Source organism: Turicibacter bilis, assembly GCF_024499055.1.
Classification (GTDB): domain Bacteria; phylum Bacillota_I; class Bacilli_A; order MOL361; family Turicibacteraceae; genus Turicibacter; species Turicibacter bilis.
This window is the reverse complement of sequence record NZ_CP071249.1, coordinates 1,537,586-1,557,215: the sequence shown is the minus strand read 5'-3', so window position 1 is coordinate 1,557,215 and position 19,630 is coordinate 1,537,586. Positions and strand designations below refer to the sequence as shown.

Here is a 19,630-nt window from a genome sequence, read left to right as displayed (position 1 = left end):
TTATGAAAAGAATTAAGTGTACGGTGGCGTATGATGGAACGTTATTTAATGGTTATCAGCGTCAGCCAGGACAGCGTACGGTTCAAGGTGAGATTGAGGCAGCATTAGAGAAGATTTGTAAGGTACCGATTACGATTCATAGTTCAGGACGTACGGATACAGGTGTTCATGCTTATGGACAGGTATTTCATTTTGATAGTGAGGTTAATATGGATGGAACGCGTTATGTTAGGGCGCTCAATTCGATGTTACCAGAGGATATTTATGTTTTAGATAGCCATGAGGTTCATCCTGAGTTTCATTCGCGCTATCATGGTAAGATTAAAGAGTATCGCTATAAGTTGTCATTAAATACGTATAATCCCATGAAGCGTCATTATGTTTATTATCATCGTCGTCCGTTGGATGTGGCGAAGATGCGTGAGGCGATGACGTATTTATTAGGAACGCATGATTTTACATCGTTTTGTGGGAACTTAGATGAGATCAATAAAGAGCGTACGATTTATCGGGCGGAGTTGCTTGATGAAGAGGGTGAGTTAACATTTATTTTTGTTGGAAATGGATTTTTACGATATATGATTCGTATTATGGTTGGGACGCTCATTCAGGTCGGTGAAGGGCGTAAACAACCAGAAGATATTAAAAAAATCCTTGAAATGAGGGATCGTCGTTTAGCAGGACATACGGCTAAACCACAGGGGCTTTATTTACAGCGTGTCGATTATCCAGAGGAATTATTGAAACCTTTGACGGATATCGAGGAGTAAAATTGATATTTGTCAGATGTTGTCTTTCAAGGTGATGGAGAGGTAAAAAATGAAAATATAATTATAAGGTCTTTGTTTGTTTATCAAAGAGTTTATGTTATAATTTATAGTAGATAGGGTGAAATAAGGGGAGCAACGAGTTATTTGTTGAATTATACAGGAGGCAAATATGGCACTAAAATTCATAAATAAATTATTCAGTCGACAAGATCAACCGACACAAAGCATGATTCAACCTAATGACGCTTTAAATCTTGAGGATCTTTCGAAATATACACAAGTGATTACGAACAAAGAAACTTCAGGGTATAAAGGATTAAAGCGTGCGTTTGATGATAAATTGCCAGTTCAGCTGACAGTGGCTGATGAAAATGGTGAGTCTTTTGTAGTTTCAGGGACAATTTCTCATTATGACGAACATTATGAACAACTTTTAGTTATCACAGATTCAACTTTAAAGCGTGTAGTTTTTAGTCAAATTGTTGACGTTAAAATTGAAGAAGAATAGTTTTTATAGAGTAAAGAAAAGAGTCATCGGTTGATGGCTCTTTTTTTGTTATGTACAGATAATAATTAGGAGGAGACATCATCGTTGAAGAAAATTCTATAATGGGCATTACAGAGAAAGAGGGCTAACCGATCTTTCTCTCATAAATAAATTTTCTAATGATTTGTCTCCTATTTTTTTTATTACCCATAGCTTCCCGATGCTACGTGACTCAATCTATTATTGAGATGGTATCTGTTATCCACACATAGGGCCGCCCCCCGTCTATGTAGATAAATGTTTCTTTAATAGATAGGGGAATTTTAAAGTTTGACTATGATGAATGAATGAAGCGATGATATAGTTTTTATGTTTTATCCTTCTTAATAGAGTTCACGTTTTAAATGATTGATGTTTTCGTACATGATGCTAAAGTAGTCGTCACCGTTTTGGATTTGTTCTTCGGTGAGGGTGGCGAGGGTATAGAGGGGGATGCTTTCTAGGTTAAGACTGTTTTGGATTTGTTCGATGATGCTTGAGTCGATGTTAGGTTCTTGGAAAAGGTAGTATAGGTTTAATGTTAGCGAGGTATTGATGAGCTGCTGAAGGTCTTGTTGTGGGAGTTTGTTTTCATAATAGTCTAGGATGGGGATTTGAATGAGTCCATAACTTTGCCATGTAGAGAACGCGTCATGTGTCGTGATGAAATATTTGTTTGGAGCATCACTTAAGCTTTCGAAGGCTTGATTGAGTGTGAGGAGTTTTTCCTTTAATTGATTGTAGTTTGCTTGGAAGATAGCTTCGTATTCTGGTCGAAATGCGGTGAGTTCATTTTTGATGACTTCACACATGATGATAGCATACGATGGATGTAGCCAAAGATGGTTATATACTTTAGACAAGGTTTGTTCTGAGCGACCATCTTTATGTTGTGGGATAGCTTGGGAGTGTCCAGATGATTCTTCGACGGTGAGTGTTCCACTAATGAGGGTTTGTCCTTGTCCAATTTCGGGGGCTGTTTGTTTTTTTACTTCGGTTAACATATTAATTGAAGGAATATGTTGCTCGTCAATAATAGAGGTAAGGTCGAGGGTATAAGGTTCGAGGGTTGGATCGATGTAAATGACTAAGTCTGATTTTTGAGCAGTGTTTAAGGCGTTTACCGTGAGCTTATAGTTGTGGATATCAGCTTCGTCTTGTACTAGTTGGGTTGTGTTGACGTATTGACCTCCAATTTGCTGGGTAAAATAGGTTAATGGGTAAATGGTTGTGGCTACTTTGAGGGTAGACGTCGTTTTGTTTTCGTTAGTTGTGTGAGTACATCCTAAGGTGATGATACAAAGTAGGAAAATAAGATATTTTTTCATCATGTTGTTAAAACTCCTTATCGTAGGATGGTTATATTTTTTCCAATACAATGCTTTTTAATCCATAATGAGGTGGAGATAAATTTCTTTAAAATAGGGGGTATTTGTGAGATAATGTTGTTTGATATTTGATTTTTTGATAAAGGAGTTTAGACGATGAGTGGATTATTTATTACACTAGAAGGCGGAGAAGGTGCCGGAAAGACGACGATTGCGAATGCGGTAATCGATAAGTTATCAACACTTGGAATCGAGACGTTATATACACGTGAACCGGGTGGGATTAAGATTGCTGAGAAAATTCGTGAGGTCATTTTAGATCGTGATCATACGGAGATGGATTGTCGTACGGAAGCTTTACTTTACGCTGCTGCCCGTCGTCAACATTTAGTTGAGAAGGTGAAACCGGCTATGGATGAAGGTCGTATTGTGTTATGCGATCGCTTTGTGGATAGTTCAATTGTGTATCAAGGTTATGCTCGTGGCATTGGGATGGATGAAGTTCGTGAGATTAATCAGTTCGCGATTGAAGGGTTTATGCCGGATTTAACAATCTTTTTTGATATTAAGCCTGAAATTGGGTTAGCTCGTATTGCAGCGAATGATTCTCGTGAGGTAAATCGTTTAGATTTAGAGGGATTAGCCTTCCATGAGTTAGTTTATGAAGGATATAAAAAGCAAGCAAAAATGAATCCAGAGCGTATTGTTTCTGTGGATGCGACAAAGTCTGTTGAGGCATTGACAGATGAGGTTTGTGCATTAATTTTAAGTAAGTTGAATAAATAAGCAAGATGGATTTGAAAGGAGGTGACGCGTGTGCGCGGATGGGAAAAAGTTTCAGATCGCCAGTCTGAGGTGGTTCGATTTTTAGTGAATAGTTATCATAAGAATCGCTTAGTTCATGCGTATATTTTAGAGGGCGCTAAAGGTGTCGGAAAGTTGTTTGTTGCGAAGAATTTTGCTAAAATGTTATTGTGTGAATCAGAGGATAAGATTTGTGGAACGTGTCGAAGTTGTCAGATGATTGAGAATGAGGGACACGTGAATGTTTATGTGATTCGCCCAGAAGGAAATAGTATTAAAAAGGAGCAGATTCAGACGTTGCAATCGGAGTTTTCAAAGATGGCGGCGGAGAATTCGGCGAAGGTTTATATTATTGAAGATGCTGATAAGATGTCGGTGAGTGCAGCGAATAGTTTGTTAAAGTTTTTAGAGGAGCCAATGAAGAATACTTATGCGCTTTTATTAACGGAGAATAAACAGATGTTGTTACCGACGATTCGTTCACGCGCGGTTATCCTTTCTTTTAAATCGTTACCCCATGAGGAGTTAATTAAGCAGTACTGTGAAGCGGGAGTGAATCAGTATGCGGCGATTGTCGCGTCGTTAACGCAAAATTTAGATGAAGGGATTAAGTTAGCGGAATCGGAGCGTTTGGCATCGTTAATTGATTTTGTTTTGAAAACTGAGGATTGTTTTGTAAAGACGAAGTTAGATCCGTCTATTTTGTTCATGCAACATCAGGATCTTTTTAAGGAAAAGGATTCTCAGTTATTATATTTAAAGCTTTTTATGATTTATTATGAGGATGTACTAAGGATGAAGCTAGGTAAGACTGAGCAGCTTGCTTTTAGGTTGTATCCTTCTTCACTTTCCACAAGTGAGCAAGCAAATACGACGACGTCGTGTTTGAATAAGTTGCGTGCGCTTTTGGAGGCGGAGAAGCGTTTGATGGCGAATGCGAATGTGATGCTTTGTTTTGATCAGTTATTCTTAGAGATGAGAGGAGGATTTTAGTCATGCAATATGAAGTAGTAGGGGTTCAGTTTAAGCAGGTTGGGAAGAAGTATTTCTTTGATCCAAATGGGTTTGAGCTTAAAAAAGGCGATTATGTTTTAGTTGAAACGGTTCGCGGGATGGAGTTTGGTACGGTTGTAATTGCTCCGAAGCTGGTTGGTGAGGAAGATGTGTTTTTACCGCTAAAACCTGTGATGCGAATTGCGACGGAAGAGGATATTGAGAAGCATCGTCAAAATAAGGCGGATGAAGCTTATGCAATTGAGGCTTGTGAGCAGTTAATCGTTAAAAATAAGTTAGATATGCAGCTTTTAGGTTGTGAATATACGTTTGATCGTACGAAGTTAATTTTCTATTTTACGGCTGAAGGTCGCGTCGATTTTAGACAGTTAGTTAAGGATTTAGCGTATACGTTCCGTTTACGTATTGAACTTCGTCAAATTGGGGTTCGTGATGCAGCAAAAATGATTGGTGGATTAGGTCCATGTGGACGTGTGTTATGTTGTACATCATTTTTAGGGGAGTTTGCAACGGTAACGATTAAGATGGCGAAAAATCAACAGTTATCATTAAATCCATCAAAGATTTCGGGGATTTGTGGAAAACTTTTATGTTGTTTAAAATACGAGAATGAGACGTATGTGGAATTAATGAAACGATTACCTGACGTTGGAAACCGCGTGTTAACAGAGTTAGGGGAAGGGCGTGTTCGTTCAATTAATATGATTTCTGAAACGTTAATGGTGGAGTACAAAGATACAATCCGTAAACATGACGCCTCAGAAATCCTTAAAATCTTAGACCGTAAAGTCAAAAAAGAAGAAATCCAAATCGATCCAGAACTAAAACAATTGATTGATTAAAAAGTTGAGAGTCGTGTTTAGTCTGCTCGTAAAAGTCGTCTAAACTGATATTGACTCTTTAAGAGTCGATAGGCAGTTTAAGACTTTATAGAGAGACTGCGACTCGAAACTGGATTAGCTAGTGCTATCTATTTCGTAATCTATATTTATAAGGAATAAGTTTTTAGTTTAGCATTTGAGTTTTTCCAGGGAGAGCTCATTAGTGTGAATACTAGTTATTTGTGGTTCATTATTAATGATGCTACTTAGATTGTGGATAAAGTGTTTATTAAATGATATTGTTTCAAGTTTTTTAATATTTAAAAGTCCTTCACCTATATGAAGGACTTTGTCTTAGAAGTAGAATTTTACCGTAGTTTATATTTTTTCATTGGATGGTGCTTGATGTGTTAGATAAGGAAAAGTTTTTGAAAGAGAATGAGGTTTTGAATGATTTATTAGGTTATGATGGTTTAAAAATTATTCAAAATCCTGAGATGTTTAATTTCTCGTTAGATTCGACGTTGCTTGGTGATTATGCGACGTTAAATAAGAATGCGAAGTCGATTGTGGATTTATGTACAGGGAATGCACCGGTTCCTTTATTTTTATCACTTCGTAGTAAAAATGCTCATATTACAGGTGTTGAAATTCAAGAGATGTCTTATGACTTAGCAACACGTAATGTGGCAGTGAATGGTCTGGAAGATCGTATTACGATTGTACAGGGCGACTTAAAAGGGATTCATGAGAAACTTGGAAAGTATGCACATGATGTGGTGACGTGTAATCCACCGTATTTCAAAGTGAATCCAGATAGTAATTTAAATAAAAATGATTATTTAACGATTGCACGTCATGAAGTATTAGCAACGCTTGATGATGTCGTGAAGGAAGCGTCATTATTGTTAAAGCAAGGTGGACGTTTTGCGATGGTGCATCGTCCGGATCGTTTAATTGATATTATTGAAACCTTTAGAAAATATAAGATTGAACCCAAGCGTATGCGTTTAGTGTATCCTCGTATTAATCGTGAAGCTAATGTGCTTTTAATTGAAGGGATTAAAGGTGGTAATCCAGGAAACCTTCGTATTGAAAATCCACTATTTGTTTATGAAAATGAAAAGAGCTTAAATTATAGTCAAGAAATCTTAGATTTATTTATGCTTGGTAAGAAAGAATAGTCGTCTCGATTAGAGGCGACTTTTTTACGATTAAATGAATCTTGTTATAAAGAGTTTGCTTCATGGATAGAATAGTTTTAGGTGATAAGATGAAAAGATCGATTGTATTAATAGTACTGGCTATTTTGACGGTGATTGTTTATTTTTCAAGTTTTTATTATTCGTCAGTAATTGATAGTGTGGCAGTCGCGACAGGGAGTTTAATTTATATTGGACTTTCGGTGGCATCCATTTTAGTGTGGCTACTTATTTTTATTTACTCGGACTCGAAGAATAAATTACCGTGGTTGTTTGTCATTGCATTGTTTCCGGTGATTGGATTGATTTTGTATATTATGCTTGGAAATGGATTCCGAGAAACGTTCCGTTATCGTCGTCGAATGAAACAGCTTGGATCAGACTATGTGGTACCGGCGAGACATCATGATCATTCGGATGTTGAAACGGAATTGAGCTACGAGGCATTAAGATTAGTAAAGTTAAATAAAATAACAAGTCAAAATGATGTCACCTTTAAGACGAAGACGCGTATTTTAACCAATGGTGAGCAAAAGTTTCCGGTCTTATTAGAGGCGATTAAAAATGCAAAAGAGTTTATTTTTTTAGAATATTATATTTTCCACAGTGATGAGATGGGGATGCGTGTCATTGATGCACTCATTGAGCGTGCGAAGGCAGGCGTTGAGATTCGTGTCTTAATTGATTCGATGGGATCTTCAAAACGAATGTCAAAGGATGCGATTCAGATGATGAAGAGTGCTGGAATTATGTTTGCGGAATTTGATAAGGTATGGATTCCATTTTTATCGAATAAAATGAATCATCGAAATCATCGTAAAATTTTAGTGGTGGATGGGAAGTTGGCGATAACAGGTGGTATTAATATTGGGGATGAATATATTCATCGTTCCGTAAAATTTGGCTTTTGGCGAGATACATCTATTCTCATTGAGGGCGAGGCCGTCCATGATTTAGCTGTGATTTTCTCAGGCGACTGGTTTTTTGCAACGGGAGAGAGACTTGAGGATGATCGTTACTATGTGTCTTATCCGAGTGAGGAAGATGGTGGGGTACAAGTCGTTGATGCTGGACCACAATCAACAATCGCGCCGATTAAGCAATCGATTTTTCGAATGATTATGGATGCAAATCATAGTATTTACATTATAACTCCATATTTAATCCCTGATTTTGATGTTATAATGGCTTTAAAAAATGCGGCTTTGTCTGGAATTGATGTTCGAATCATTGTTCCAGGTCGACCAGATAAGAAGTTTGTTTATTATGCAACTCAATCTTATTTTGAACAACTATTGGCCGTTGGAGTTCGTATTTTTACGTATGATGGGGTGTTCTGTCATGCGAAGGTGATTGTTGTGGATGAGAAGATTGCGACGGTAGGAACGACGAATATGGATATTCGAAGTTTTTATTTAAATTTTGAAGTAAATGTCATGCTGTATCAAACCCAATCGATTGAAGCTTTACTAAATGATTTTAATATTGATTTTTCACGTTCGACTGAGATTATTTATACTGAGTGGCAAAAACGTTCAATTATAGCGAGAACAGCACAGTCACTGGCTCAATTATTTTCAGCAGTCATGTAGAAAGGATGGTTAGATAATGATTGCAAATACGCATCGGATGGTAGGTGAGTTTTTATATCAACAGTTATCACCATCAAATCAAGCCTTTATCCACAAACGACGTTTTGTGTATGGAAATATCAAGCCGGATATTCATCAGAAGTATTTACGGATGAGCCATTATCATCGAGATAATGAAGAAATCATTTTTGATATGCTTCATCGTTTGTTAAACAGTAAAGCGAGTATTCCAGAGTTTTCTGAAAAATTAGGGATTTTAATTCACTTTTTCTGTGATTATGCGTGTATTTATCATGCGAATGATTATTTATATGACAATCATTCGATTGCCAAGCATTTGAAGTACGAAGTGATGTTACATCGTTATGCTGCGAAGAAATTTGCGACACTTGATACGGTGAAAATTATTCCGTTTCGAAGTGTGAATGAAATTCGAGAGTATGTCTATAAGTTAACGCATCGTCTTAATCAGGTGCCTATAACTAGAAGTGTGGCACAGGATTTTGAGGACATGGTGGTGCTTTCGGTATCAGTGATGCAATATGTCATCAATCGGTATGAATTTCATAAATTACTGATAAGTCATAACAAAAAAGAAGCCTAAAATCTGTTATAATAGAGGGGATCATTGATAGATGGAGTGACCAAAATGCAGATTCAAAAAAGTTTTAAGCAAGAATTAGCGTGTTTATATTTAGTGGCAACGCCGATTGGAAATTTAGGTGATATGACGCCACGTTGTATAGAAGTTTTAAAGTCAGTGGATTTAATTGCGGCAGAAGATACACGACATACGAAAAAGTTATGTCACGTTTTTGAAATCGAGACACCGTTAACGAGTTATCATGAGCATAACAAGGATTCAAAAGGTGATTACATTATCGAGTTATTAAGCGAAGGGAAAAATATCGCATTAGTAAGTGATGCGGGATTACCTTGTATTTCTGATCCAGGTTATGAAGTGGTCGCTGCGGCGATTGAAGCCGGATATGCTGTGATTCCAGTACCAGGTGCGAATGCAGCGCTATCCGCATTAATTGCTTCAGGTTTAGTGCCACAACCATTTTTATTTTATGGATTCTTAAATCGTGTGAAATCGAAGAAGAAAAAAGAGTTAGAAGATTTAAAATATCAACCGTTCACAACGATTTATTATGAGTCTCCACACCGTATTAAAGAGACGTTACAAGCGATGCTTGAGGTGTTAGGAAATCGCCGTATTGTCATTGCGCGTGAGTTAACGAAACAGTATGAAGAGTTTGTGCGCGGAAGTATTGAAGAAGTGTTAGAGATTGTAGATGAGTTACGCGGTGAGATGGTTGTCATTGTTGAAGGCTCAACTGAGAAAAAAGAGGAGACTCTTTGGTGGCAAGAGCTTGATGTAGTGGATCATGTTGAGCATTATGTCGGGGAAGGATATAGCACGAATGAAAGTATTAAACGTGTCGCTAAAGAACGTAAGATGGCGAAAAACGAAGTTTATCGTGCATATCATATAAATTAACAAACGGGTAGAGGTGAAGAGTATGCAAGAGTATTATCGTGATACATGGGCAGAGATTGACTTAGATGCGATTACTCATAATGTAAAGCAAATTAAAGACTTACACCCAACGAAGGAAATCTTCGCTGTTGTGAAAGCCAATGGATATGGGCACGGGGATGCCGAAGTTTCAAAAGTTGCGATTGAAGCGGGGGTTAGTTGTTTAGCGGTAAGTGGTCTTGATGAGGCATTACGTCTTCGTAATTCTGGGATTGAGGTGCCAATTTTAGTACTTGGAATGACCCGTCTAAAAGATGTACCATTGGCTGCAGAAAATAATATTTCATTAACAGCTCACGATGAAATGTGGATTGAACATCTTGTTTCATTGCCTCTAACAACACCTGTTAAAGTGCATTTGAAAATTGATAGTGGGATGCACCGTTTAGGGTTGATGACGGAGGAGCAGGTTCAAAAGAATTTTAATAGGCTGAAGATGGCACCGATGGTTGAGGTTGAAGGTGTCTTTACTCATATGGCGACGGCAGATAGTGATAAAGAGTATTTAGGGCATCAGATTGAGACGTTTAAGCATTTGATTGCGAGTTTAGATTTAAGTGATGTGAAGTATGTTCATTTAGAAAATACGGCTACATTACTTCAAAAAGAGTTCGATTTTGATCATGGGATTCGTTTAGGACTTGGTCTTTATGGAATTAATCCAGATAAAGAGTTTATCCCGATTGAGTTTGAATTAAAGCCAGCGCTTAAGTTGTTATCAAATTTAGTTCAAGTAAAAAAAATTAAAAAAGGTGATAAAGTTGGATACGGGGCCACTTATGAAGCGCAAGAAGATGAGTGGATTGGCGTTGTTCCAATTGGTTATGCTGATGGTTGGACACGTTCGCATCAAGGACGACATGTCATCGTTAATGGTTATGAATGTGAAATCATTGGACGTGTGTGCATGGATCAGATGATGATTCGTTTGCCAAAACAATTTCCAATGGGAACAGAGGTTACATTAATTGGAGATGGTATGCCAGTTGAACGCGTTGCTGCAGAAGTAGGAACGATTAGCTATGAAATTTTATGCTTAATCAGTGACCGTGTTCCACGCGTCTATAAACAAGGTGGAAAAATAATCGCCGTGAAGAAGATGCGATTTGAGTAAGCTTCCCTACGCTAAGAAGCGAAGCTCTTAGCTATCTTCTACTAGCAGGGTAAAAGAAAGGTTGAGTGTGATGGTTAGACTTCTGTATAGGTCGTATCTAGTGATCGAAACTCATGTTATGAGTTTAGTGGTGCTAGAAGAGTTAATAAGAAGTCTGTCACACGAAGCTGCATTGATGAGTGCCACCATATTATAGAATTATAGGTGTGCAGAGCATTCTCAACTACTAGGTAAATGTTAGCTGAAGTGAGAGCAGCAGTGATCTCTTATTACAAAGGTTAGATTAGCATTTTAAATAATAACAGAAAAGGCAACTCTATCGAGAGCTGCCTTTTCTGTTATTTTGATAGGGGAAAAACTGGATTTTATATTCATGAGAATGTGAAACTATATATAGGATGATTTATTAAAGGGGAATTTTTAATAAACAAGATGGATAAGCAAAAGAAACTGATGACTAATAAGGATTTGATAGTGGCTTATATTTACACGATAATTGTTTTATTTATTTAGACAGTTATTGATTTAAGTAATGGAAAATCGAGCTTAGTCTTATTTTTGTTAGTAACACAAAACCTTATTTTAATAGGTGCTCGTTACTTTTATTAGAGAAAATAATCTGAAATTTCATGATAGTGAGAAGTGGTAAAGATATGTAATGGGGTTATTATTTCTTATGACAATCAAGCTCAATTGGTTTTGATAAATAACTGAAGCATGGAACTCTAGTGCCTCAACAGACCCCTCCTCACTTTATATTTAATCTACAGGAATTGGTTGAGTAATATTTTAAATTGTAGGAGTTAGTAGCATAGTCGTAGCTTTTATTCAATAAGATAAAAAAGATCATGTAAAGCATTATTTTTTTGTGTAAGTTAGATATTGTTTTTATTTGGCTCTTTATTTTTAAGTTGAACTAAAAAGAAACTTGAAGTGAATTTATTATATTTTGAAGCTGAGGTCTCAAATTATGTAAAGCTAAAGCTTTGAGATAAGAAAATATAGCTCTAATTTATATTAGAGGAAATGTGGAAATGATATATATGAATAATATACAAGAATACTAACGTTAAGAAAATCAGTAATAAAATAAAAACTATGATATCTAAAATGAGAAATAATAATTTGTCAGATAACTTTTTCACCTTTTTCTCCTTTCAATCTTTTGGTGTTAAATTTCATCTTAGTAATAGATGAAGGTTAATTAAATTTGACTGTTTAAATTAATTATAAAAAAGTTGATAGCCTATTTTGTTAGTATGGCATCAAATACTAAATAAGACAATATATCACATTTTTAAATTATTAAAGTGATAGGTTTTGAAAATACAAATAACACGATATATTATTATATATAGACCATCACGCCCTAGAGGCACCACAATAAACGAAAATAAAGTGTGCGTTGAATGAGATGGCTTAGGTTCACTCACAATATGTTGTACAATCAAGGACGATGTTTCTTGGATCGAATAGACCGATATATAGACTGTTCTGACAACTTCTCTTTGAACCACATTTTGTCCCTGAGGACGTATAGTAGAATAATAATCATGAAGTTGGCATTGTACGTAAATTATATTCAAAGGAGAATTCAGACCATGGATGTTCTTTACAAAACTTGTTGTGGGATTGACGTGCATAAGATGAAATTGGTTGCCTGTTTGTGTAAAGGCCACAAGCAAGAAATCAAGGAATTTAGTGCCAAAACAAAAGATATCAAAGCAATGGCTAATTGGCTTGAAGAGAATCAATGTGAAATGGTAGCGATGGAATCGACTTCTGTTTATTGGAAACCACTGGTTAACATCTTTGAAATGCGCGGTTTAAATTATATGATCGTGAACGCCAAAGACTTTAAAGCTGTTCCTGGTCGGAAGACAGATGTTTTAGATAGTGCTTGGTTAGCCGATTTACTTCGCCACGGTTTACTTAAATCAAGCTTTATTCCAAGTCGTGAACAACGTGAATTAAGAGAGGCGACAAGGTATCGCAAAGCGATAACTGAAGAAAGAGCTCGTGCCCTTAACAGACTTCAAAAATTATTAGAAGGTGCAAATATTAAAATTGGTTCGGTTCTTTCAACTATTACAGGTAAAACAACGATGAATCTACTGGATTATGTTCTAAACAATGATGAAATGATGGATGAAAAAACAGCTGAAACCTTAATTATCAGTCGGATATCGGCTTCTGTTAAAGAGGTGACAGAGGCGATGGAAGGAATTATGACCCCTTTTCAAAAAATGATGATGAAACAAGTTCTCACGCATCTTCATGAATTATCTGAAAGAATTGAAGAGATGGATATCATCATTGAGACGTATATGGCAGAATATTGGGAAGCGATTAAGAAGCTTGAACAAATTCCTGGAGTCGGAAAGAAAAGTGCGGAAATTATTTTAGCTGAAATCGGATTGGATATGAATCAATTTCCAACTGCGGGGCATCTAGCTTCATGGGCAGGTGTAGCTCCTGGAAATAATGAAAGTGCGGGCAAAAGAAAAAGCGGGCGAACCCGCAAAGGAAATAAGATACTAAAATCGACCCTCGCACAGGCTGCGAAATCAGCAGCTAAGAATAAAAATAGCTTCTTTCATGCTCAGTATCAACGAATTGCCATCAGAAGAGGAAAAAATAGAGCCACCATGGCGGTCGCTCATTCCATCCTAATCGCCATCTATCATATGTTGAAAGACGACCAGGAGTTTATTGATTTAGGATCCGACTACTACCATCAATTTAATACCGAGAAAAAAATCAACTCATACCTGAAAAAGTTAGCTGCTTTAGGATACAGAGTTGATGAGCATTCTACGATATCACCAGTCGGATAATTTATTATCGTAAAAAACAAGTGATTTAAAACATAAAAACACAAACAATTGTTGTTGAAAGTTGCCTTTATTTCGACAGTAATTTATGACATGATTCGAGGCCTACAAGGGAGGTCTTTTCAAAGCTGACCTCACGGAGGGAGTTTGTATTTATTTTCATAGTAGAAACAGATAAGTTTTTCACATTTTTTCGCAGAGTCTTTGGATCACTTCTGAAGGTCTTTCATTGATATGTTGAATAAATCCTTGAACAGCGTTTCTAATCTCATTTATATTTTTATAAAAGACATTATGAATCACAGATTGTTTTAACCATTTCCATAATCCTTCAATTAAGTTTAATTCAGGACTATAAGGTGGTAAAAAAACTAACCTTAATCTATTTTTGTGTTCGTTTAAAAAAGGTTGTATGACTTTAGCGTGATGAATTCTTGCATTATCTAAAATCAAAACAATCTTTCCACTTGGATATTCCTTTAAAACATTGTTTAAGAATTTAAGAAAAATCTCAGCTGTGTAACGTTCTTCTTCTTGAACATAAACGTGACCTGTCTCATAGTTAAGGATTCCTATTAATTTGACACTTTTATTATTTCCGTAAGTAGGAATGATCCGTTGTTTTCCTTTGGGAAACCAATTATTGACTAATGATTGATAATCTCTAATGGAACTTTCATCTTGAAACAATAAATGATCAATCTCTCCACGAATCAAAATTTTTTAATTGTTCAAATTCCTGTCTAAATCCCTCTTGTTTTTCTTGACTAGCTCTCGCTAATGAGTAAGTCGGACGTGTGTAGCTAAAACCTAAGCGTAACAACATGTCACGCATTCCTCCTTTAGTAAATGAGATATCAAATTCTCTTTTTACCCAAAGACATAGAAGCTTACAATTCCAAGTCATATAAGGTTCTAGCCCAACACTTGAAGGTGTTTTCTCAACTATTGTTTCAATTAAAGAAGCTTCCTGTGAAGGTGAAAGTTTCTTCGGACAGCCTGATTTTGGGCGTGGGTTTAATCCCTCAAGTCCATACTTTTTATAATTTCTAACATGTGTTCCGATGGTCTGAGCAGTGAAGGGAACCATCTTAGCGATTTCTACATTTTTGTATCCTTGTAAGTGTAAATAGATCACTTGATAACGAGTATAAAGTTGTTTAGATGATGTTTCACGCATCGCTGTTTCAATTGATTTTAATTCTGTCTGATTCATAGTTGCCCCAATTTCTATTTTAAAATGTATGTTTAATCCCTACTATTTTAACATAGATTTTGACGAATTTTGACCACGAATGTTTGAATTTAAAACTATGAAATACATTTCTGTTTATATATATATGATTTAAATTTATATAAAGATGGGGTTGTTTTTTAGGGAGAGGTAGAATCATAAGTAGTTAATTATTAAAAAAGAAATGGTGGAAGTATGCTTTTAAGTGCAGCGAAGAAAATCAAAAAGTGTCGTGAACACTTTGGAATCTCACAATATAAATTTAAGCAATTTGGTATTAATCAACATTATTTAAGTATGATTGAATCAGGAAAACGAGAACCCTCATCTGATATGATGAAAGATATTTATAATGCTTTATATCAATTAACAGATGGGAAAGTCGAGAATCTTTATACAAAAGAGCAGTTTTTGATGACACAAGATGATCAAATACGATATTGGTTTGAAACAAATTATTCTTCAATCGATCAAAAGATTAAAGATTATGAAAATTATAGTAAAATATTAAGAAAATATAAGATGTTTGACCTTATCATTGAAAATGATATTGCCATTGGTCAATTTTACAAAGAAAAAGGGGAATTTGATTTAGCAAATAAGTTCTTCTTTCAATGTTTAAAAGAAAAAGAAATCACTAAATTACAAAAATCAAAGGTGTATCGAGAAATCGCTTTGAATCTACGTCGATACTCTAACTATAAACAGTCGTGGTACTATTGTTTATTAGCATTAGATGAGTTAGAAGATAAAACGTCAAACGAATATTATCAACTATGTTTTGATATTGGGGCTATGTATTATAAGCTTAACAATTTTGAGGAAAGTAACAAATGTGTAAATTATCTCTTGAATCATTGTGATGTTCCACAATTCATTTCCTTAGGAAAGTTGTTAAAAGCGTTGATTTTACAAGAGTTAGGAGAAAACAAGGAAGCACAGAAGATATATAAAGAATTAATCCAGTTTCCAGTTGATTATACAGATTTCATGTATGCCAATTTCCATCTATCTAGAAGTTATTTTATTGAAAAAGAGTATGACAAGGCATTATCTTATTCACAGCAAGCACTAGATTGCTCCTTGAATGATTATCGCCGAGATTTGATTAGACTTTTAATTTTTAGGATTCATAAAGAGTTAGGAAATTATGAAGAAGCATTAAAATATAGTAACCTATCTAAAAAGGGGATTCTCTCATCTTCAATCTTAGTTCATGTAAAAGAATGGTACGAGGAGAGCATTAGCCTTTTTTGTTTGTTAAAAGACTATGAGACAGCAAAGCAACTGCTACAAGAAGTTAGTTGCCATCATCAATTCTGTAGTTTATTAAATGAGTTTAAATTATTATATTTAAAATATTTATCTCAAGAAAATACCCCAATAAAAGACTTAATGATTGAGGTATTAAATTTGAGTTAAACAATAGAGCAGTGAAGTCTTTAAAGGGAAAAGACTTCTTTTTTATTTGCCAGTGCAGTCAATAGATAGAAAGTAAAAAGTATTTTACAAATTTATAATAGGCTAGGGTGTAAATCTACTTGAATACTAATTCCAGTAAAAAGTTTTCAAAAATAGTGATATTTTGGGGTTATTTTGCAGGGCTTCCTCGTATATTGTAAGGTAAGCGTTTTTTGAGGGAGGGCTGCATTTGATGAAACATTCTGTGAGAGCAGTCATCGTGGAGGATGGCAAGCTACTTTGTGTGAAGTTGGTTGATTGTGCAGATGATGGGCAGTTCTATTATATGCTACCTGGTGGAGAGGCCCTGAAAATAGAGAATATATTTGACGCGACTGTGCGGCATTGTTTAGATAAAGTGAATTTAAAGGTGAAAGTACATGACTTATTGTTTGTGCGGGATTATAAGACCCAGCATTATAATGGTCATGAATCACAGGTTGTTCATGAAACGGAGCACATTTTTTTGTGCCATGTGTTACAGAAGCGGGATGAATTATGGGGGTCAAATCCTGAGGAGAATCAAATTGGTGTCGAGTGGATTCCAATTCGAGATTTAACAGAGTATGAATTTTCACCGCCTGAACTGAGTCACGTCATTAGTTCATTTTGTAAAGGGGAGATTGTGGATATCTATTTAAGCGAATAGTAAAAAAACACCCGATGGGGTGTTTTTTTACTTGAGCGAGAGACGTTTATAGATTTGTGGGAGGTTTTGCAGCGTTGCATTAATTTTATATGATTCATTCTCCTTGTGAATCGTTGCCGTGAGAAGCTCATCTTCAAAGTGATAAGTTTCGATTTCAAAACCATCGGACCGAATATCATAAAGTAACTGACTGAATGGATAATTTTTTAAATCTTTTTTATCGCTGTAATAAATGTACGGTTGGTTCACCACTAAGCGCTCCGTTCGTTTCAGTTGTTTAAGATTATGAATGGTCGTCAGTCTTCGTTGAGCGATATATTTATTTGGATAAAAAAGTGCCGCTGCGATATCACTATTGATTGGTAAGTGTGCGAGACAGTATTCAATTAAGTTAATATCTCTTTTGGTGAGTTGACCTTTCACATTTTTCATATTAGTATCTCCCCCTTGGCAAACAGTTTAGCAAACCTTAGTTGTCGAAGGTTAGAGAAATACAGATTCCGTGTGTATACCTAGATGGATAGTCAAATTTATACAGATGATTTTTGTCTAATTCAAAAGAAGTTTTGTTGATTTGACGAATAATTGGATGCTTTGGAATCAACAGGAGTGTCTGATTTAAAAGAGAATCTAGCTTCATTTTCACTTTAATGTCTAAAGGTGTCTGAAATATGCTATAATAAAGGCATTATGAATTTGAAGAGGTGAATTTTGTGAGTAAGCCAACGTTTTATATTACAACTCCAATTTACTATCCAAGTGGGAAATTCCACATCGGGACAGCTTATACAACTGTAGCTTCTGATGCGATGTCTCGTTATAAACGTGCTCGTGGATTCGATGTTCGTTTCTTAACTGGGATGGATGAGCATGGACAAAAAATTCAAGAGAAAGCGCAAGAAGCAGGCAAAGAGCCACAAGCATATGTGGATGAAATTGCAGATGCAGCGAAAAAGTTATGGGAAATGATGGACATCACAAATGATGACTTCATTCGTACAACTGAAAAACGTCATGAAGAGATGGTAGAAAAAATCTTCGCTAAATTTATGGAAAACGGAGATATTTATAAAGGACATTATGAAGGGTTATACTGTACACCTTGTGAGTCATATTATACAGAAACACAATTAGTGGATGGAAAATGTCCTGATTGTGGACGTGAAGTAAAAGTCGTGAAAGAAGAGTCTTACTTCTTCAACATGAAAAAATATGCGGATCGTTTAGTAGAATACTATAATGCAAATCCTGAATTCATTTTACCTGAATCACGTAAAAACGAGATGGTAAACAACTTCATCAAACCAGGTTTAGAAGATTTATCAGTGTCTCGTACAACATTTGATTGGGGAGTAAAAGTACCAGGTGACCCTAAACACGTCATCTATGTATGGGTAGATGCATTATCTAATTATATTACAGCGTTAGGATATGGATCTGATAACGATGAGTTATTCAACAAATACTGGCCAGCAGACGTTCACGTGGTTGGTAAAGATATCGTTCGTTTCCATACAATCTATTGGCCAATCTTCTTAATGGCATTAGATTTACCATTACCTAAGAAAATCTTTGCTCATGGATTTATCATGATGAAAGACGGAAAAATGTCTAAATCAAAAGGAAACGTTGTTTATCCAGAAATGTTAATTGAACGTTACGGATTAGATGCTGTGCGTTACTTCTTATTACGCGAATTACCATTCGGACAAGACGGAGTCTTCTCACCAGAATCATTCGTTGAACGCGTAAACTTCGATTTAGCAAACGACTTAGGAAACTTATTAAACCGTACAGTTTCTATGATCAATAAATACTTCGGTGGAGAGATCCCAGCTTACGCAGGTCAAGTCACTGAATTTGATCAAACATTAGAAGACTTCATCAAAACAACAGTTGAAAAAGTTGAGAAAAACTTTGAAGACATGCAATTTAGTATTGTGTTAGCTGATATCTGGGCATTAGTGGCTCGTACAAACAAATACATCGATGAAACAGCGCCATGGGTATTAGCGAAAGATGAAGCAAATAAAGAAAAATTAGCATCAGTTATGAATCATTTAGCAGAAAGCTTACGCCAAATCGCGATCATGATTGAACCATTCATGCCTCGTACAACACCACAAATCTTCGCTCAATTAGGAATTGAAGGAGAAGCGTCTAAAGTATGGGATAGCTTAACTAAATTTGATACATTAGCTCAAGGAACAAAAGTGGTTGAAAAAGGAACCCCTATTTTCCCACGTCTGGAGGTAGAAGTAGAAGTGGAATACATTAAAGATCAAATGTCACAATCAGTTAAACCAACAACTGAAGAACCTAAAAAAGAAGAAAAAATCGAAGAAGTTGAAACAACTCCATTAATCGGAATCGATGACTTCATGAAAGTAGAAATCAAAGTTGGTCAAATCAAAGAATGTAAACAACATCCGAAAGCAGACCGCTTATTAGTCTCTCAAATCGACTTAGGATCAGAAGTTCGCCAAATCGTATCTGGAATCGCAGAACACTACCAACCAGAACAATTAGTCGGACGTAAAGTCTTAGTTGTAACAAACTTAAAACCAGTAAAACTTCGTGGTGAATTATCAGAAGGTATGGTATTAGCTGCTTCAAATGATGGAACATTAACATTACCAACAATCATCGATGAATTACCAAACGGATCTAAGGTAAAATAACAAAATTAAACCAGCCTGAATGGCTGGTTTTTAATTTTGTTATTTTTTTATATTAAA

General features: G+C 35.8%; 17 protein-coding genes. 14 read left to right on the top strand and 3 right to left on the bottom strand.

What is annotated here, in order from left to right; genetic code table 11:
- The first annotated feature begins 2 nt into the window (after nucleotides 1-2).
- Together truA and J0J69_RS07460 are read left to right on the top strand one after the other, a co-directional pair.
- Nucleotides 3-770, top strand: coding sequence for a tRNA pseudouridine(38-40) synthase TruA (gene truA, locus J0J69_RS07465; protein WP_212726184.1), 768 nt, complete (start codon nucleotides 3-5; stop codon nucleotides 768-770).
- Nucleotides 771-939: 169 nt separating this feature from the next.
- A complete protein-coding gene (locus J0J69_RS07460) occupies nucleotides 940-1,278 on the top strand; it encodes a YolD-like family protein (RefSeq protein ID WP_055243379.1) in 339 nt (112 codons plus the stop codon).
- Between the two features lie 362 nt (nucleotides 1,279-1,640).
- Here the strand turns inward: J0J69_RS07460 and J0J69_RS07455 are convergent, their stop codons facing one another.
- The gene (locus J0J69_RS07455) at nucleotides 1,641-2,627 is read right to left on the bottom strand and encodes a metal ABC transporter solute-binding protein, Zn/Mn family (RefSeq protein WP_212726185.1); all 987 of its coding nucleotides are present in this window, start codon (nucleotides 2,625-2,627) and stop codon (nucleotides 1,641-1,643) included.
- A gap of 153 nt (nucleotides 2,628-2,780) precedes the next feature.
- Between J0J69_RS07455 and tmk the strand changes: the two genes are divergently transcribed.
- The 9 genes from tmk to J0J69_RS07410 all read left to right on the top strand — a co-directional run bounded on the left by tmk (nucleotide 2,781) and on the right by J0J69_RS07410 (nucleotide 13,551).
- Complete coding sequence (gene tmk, locus J0J69_RS07450; RefSeq protein WP_055275228.1) at nucleotides 2,781-3,410, top strand: dTMP kinase; 630 nt, start codon at nucleotides 2,781-2,783, stop codon at nucleotides 3,408-3,410.
- A 30-nt stretch (nucleotides 3,411-3,440) separates the two neighbouring features.
- Nucleotides 3,441-4,421: a DNA polymerase III subunit delta' gene (gene holB / locus J0J69_RS07445; protein WP_212726186.1), complete on the top strand. Its 981-nt coding sequence runs from the start codon at nucleotides 3,441-3,443 to the stop codon at nucleotides 4,419-4,421.
- Between the two features lie 2 nt (nucleotides 4,422-4,423).
- Complete coding sequence (locus tag J0J69_RS07440; protein WP_055243526.1) at nucleotides 4,424-5,284, top strand: PSP1 domain-containing protein; 861 nt, start codon at nucleotides 4,424-4,426, stop codon at nucleotides 5,282-5,284.
- A 386-nt stretch (nucleotides 5,285-5,670) separates the two neighbouring features.
- Nucleotides 5,671-6,447: a tRNA1(Val) (adenine(37)-N6)-methyltransferase gene (locus J0J69_RS07435; RefSeq protein ID WP_238580547.1), complete on the top strand. Its 777-nt coding sequence runs from the start codon at nucleotides 5,671-5,673 to the stop codon at nucleotides 6,445-6,447.
- A 62-nt stretch (nucleotides 6,448-6,509) separates the two neighbouring features.
- On the top strand, nucleotides 6,510-8,057 hold the full coding sequence (gene cls / locus J0J69_RS07430) for a cardiolipin synthase (protein ID WP_237252792.1): 1,548 nt from the start codon (nucleotides 6,510-6,512) through the stop codon (nucleotides 8,055-8,057).
- A gap of 16 nt (nucleotides 8,058-8,073) precedes the next feature.
- Nucleotides 8,074-8,661: a zinc dependent phospholipase C family protein gene (locus tag J0J69_RS07425; protein WP_212726187.1), complete on the top strand. Its 588-nt coding sequence runs from the start codon at nucleotides 8,074-8,076 to the stop codon at nucleotides 8,659-8,661.
- 45 nt (nucleotides 8,662-8,706) lie between these two features.
- Nucleotides 8,707-9,561, top strand: a complete 855-nt coding sequence (rsmI, locus tag J0J69_RS07420) for a 16S rRNA (cytidine(1402)-2'-O)-methyltransferase (protein ID WP_055243523.1) — start codon at nucleotides 8,707-8,709, stop codon at nucleotides 9,559-9,561.
- Nucleotides 9,562-9,583: 22 nt separating this feature from the next.
- Nucleotides 9,584-10,714, top strand: coding sequence for an alanine racemase (gene alr, locus J0J69_RS07415; protein WP_212726188.1), 1,131 nt, complete (start codon nucleotides 9,584-9,586; stop codon nucleotides 10,712-10,714).
- A gap of 1,601 nt (nucleotides 10,715-12,315) precedes the next feature.
- Entirely contained in the window at nucleotides 12,316-13,551 is a 1,236-nt protein-coding gene (locus J0J69_RS07410; protein WP_212725294.1) for an IS110 family RNA-guided transposase, read from the top strand.
- A 180-nt stretch (nucleotides 13,552-13,731) separates the two neighbouring features.
- Here J0J69_RS07410 and J0J69_RS07405 read toward each other — a convergent pair.
- Nucleotides 13,732-14,764, bottom strand: a protein-coding gene (locus J0J69_RS07405; RefSeq protein WP_202966217.1) for an IS630 family transposase whose coding sequence is annotated in 2 segments (ribosomal slippage) — nucleotides 13,732-14,265 and nucleotides 14,267-14,764 — 1,032 coding nt in all. Because the reading frame shifts where the segments join, the coding sequence is not laid out codon by codon here.
- 213 nt (nucleotides 14,765-14,977) lie between these two features.
- Between J0J69_RS07405 and J0J69_RS07400 the strand changes: the two genes are divergently transcribed.
- Nucleotides 14,978-16,204 carry a helix-turn-helix domain-containing protein gene (locus tag J0J69_RS07400; protein ID WP_212724760.1) on the top strand — a complete coding sequence of 409 codons (1,227 nt, stop codon included), beginning with the start codon at nucleotides 14,978-14,980 and terminating at the stop codon, nucleotides 16,202-16,204.
- Between the two features lie 232 nt (nucleotides 16,205-16,436).
- Nucleotides 16,437-16,892: an NUDIX domain-containing protein gene (locus J0J69_RS07395; RefSeq protein ID WP_237252475.1), complete on the top strand. Its 456-nt coding sequence runs from the start codon at nucleotides 16,437-16,439 to the stop codon at nucleotides 16,890-16,892.
- Nucleotides 16,893-16,919: 27 nt separating this feature from the next.
- Here J0J69_RS07395 and J0J69_RS07390 read toward each other — a convergent pair whose 3' ends face one another.
- Nucleotides 16,920-17,324, bottom strand: coding sequence for a hypothetical protein (locus J0J69_RS07390; protein ID WP_237252474.1), 405 nt, complete (start codon nucleotides 17,322-17,324; stop codon nucleotides 16,920-16,922).
- A 281-nt stretch (nucleotides 17,325-17,605) separates the two neighbouring features.
- Between J0J69_RS07390 and metG the strand changes: the two genes are divergently transcribed.
- Complete coding sequence (gene metG, locus J0J69_RS07385; protein ID WP_212724762.1) at nucleotides 17,606-19,573, top strand: methionine--tRNA ligase; 1,968 nt, start codon at nucleotides 17,606-17,608, stop codon at nucleotides 19,571-19,573.
- Nucleotides 19,574-19,630 lie beyond the last annotated feature (57 nt).

Excerpts from the sequence above, each read along its gene's own strand:
- truA (WP_212726184.1), top strand. The coding sequence starts at position 3 with ATGAAAAGAATTAAGTGTACGGTGGCGTATGATGGAACGTTATTTAAT.
- J0J69_RS07460 (WP_055243379.1), top strand. The coding sequence starts at position 940 with ATGGCACTAAAATTCATAAATAAATTATTCAGTCGACAAGATCAACCG.
- J0J69_RS07455 (WP_212726185.1), bottom strand. The coding sequence starts at position 2,627 with ATGATGAAAAAATATCTTATTTTCCTACTTTGTATCATCACCTTAGGA.
- tmk (WP_055275228.1), top strand. The coding sequence starts at position 2,781 with ATGAGTGGATTATTTATTACACTAGAAGGCGGAGAAGGTGCCGGAAAG.
- J0J69_RS07440 (WP_055243526.1), top strand. The coding sequence starts at position 4,424 with ATGCAATATGAAGTAGTAGGGGTTCAGTTTAAGCAGGTTGGGAAGAAG.
- cls (WP_237252792.1), top strand. The coding sequence starts at position 6,510 with ATGGATAGAATAGTTTTAGGTGATAAGATGAAAAGATCGATTGTATTA.
- J0J69_RS07425 (WP_212726187.1), top strand. The coding sequence starts at position 8,074 with ATGATTGCAAATACGCATCGGATGGTAGGTGAGTTTTTATATCAACAG.
- rsmI (WP_055243523.1), top strand. The coding sequence starts at position 8,707 with ATGCAGATTCAAAAAAGTTTTAAGCAAGAATTAGCGTGTTTATATTTA.
- alr (WP_212726188.1), top strand. The coding sequence starts at position 9,584 with ATGCAAGAGTATTATCGTGATACATGGGCAGAGATTGACTTAGATGCG.
- J0J69_RS07410 (WP_212725294.1), top strand. The coding sequence starts at position 12,316 with ATGGATGTTCTTTACAAAACTTGTTGTGGGATTGACGTGCATAAGATG.
- J0J69_RS07400 (WP_212724760.1), top strand. The coding sequence starts at position 14,978 with ATGCTTTTAAGTGCAGCGAAGAAAATCAAAAAGTGTCGTGAACACTTT.
- J0J69_RS07395 (WP_237252475.1), top strand. The coding sequence starts at position 16,437 with ATGAAACATTCTGTGAGAGCAGTCATCGTGGAGGATGGCAAGCTACTT.
- J0J69_RS07390 (WP_237252474.1), bottom strand. The coding sequence starts at position 17,324 with ATGAAAAATGTGAAAGGTCAACTCACCAAAAGAGATATTAACTTAATT.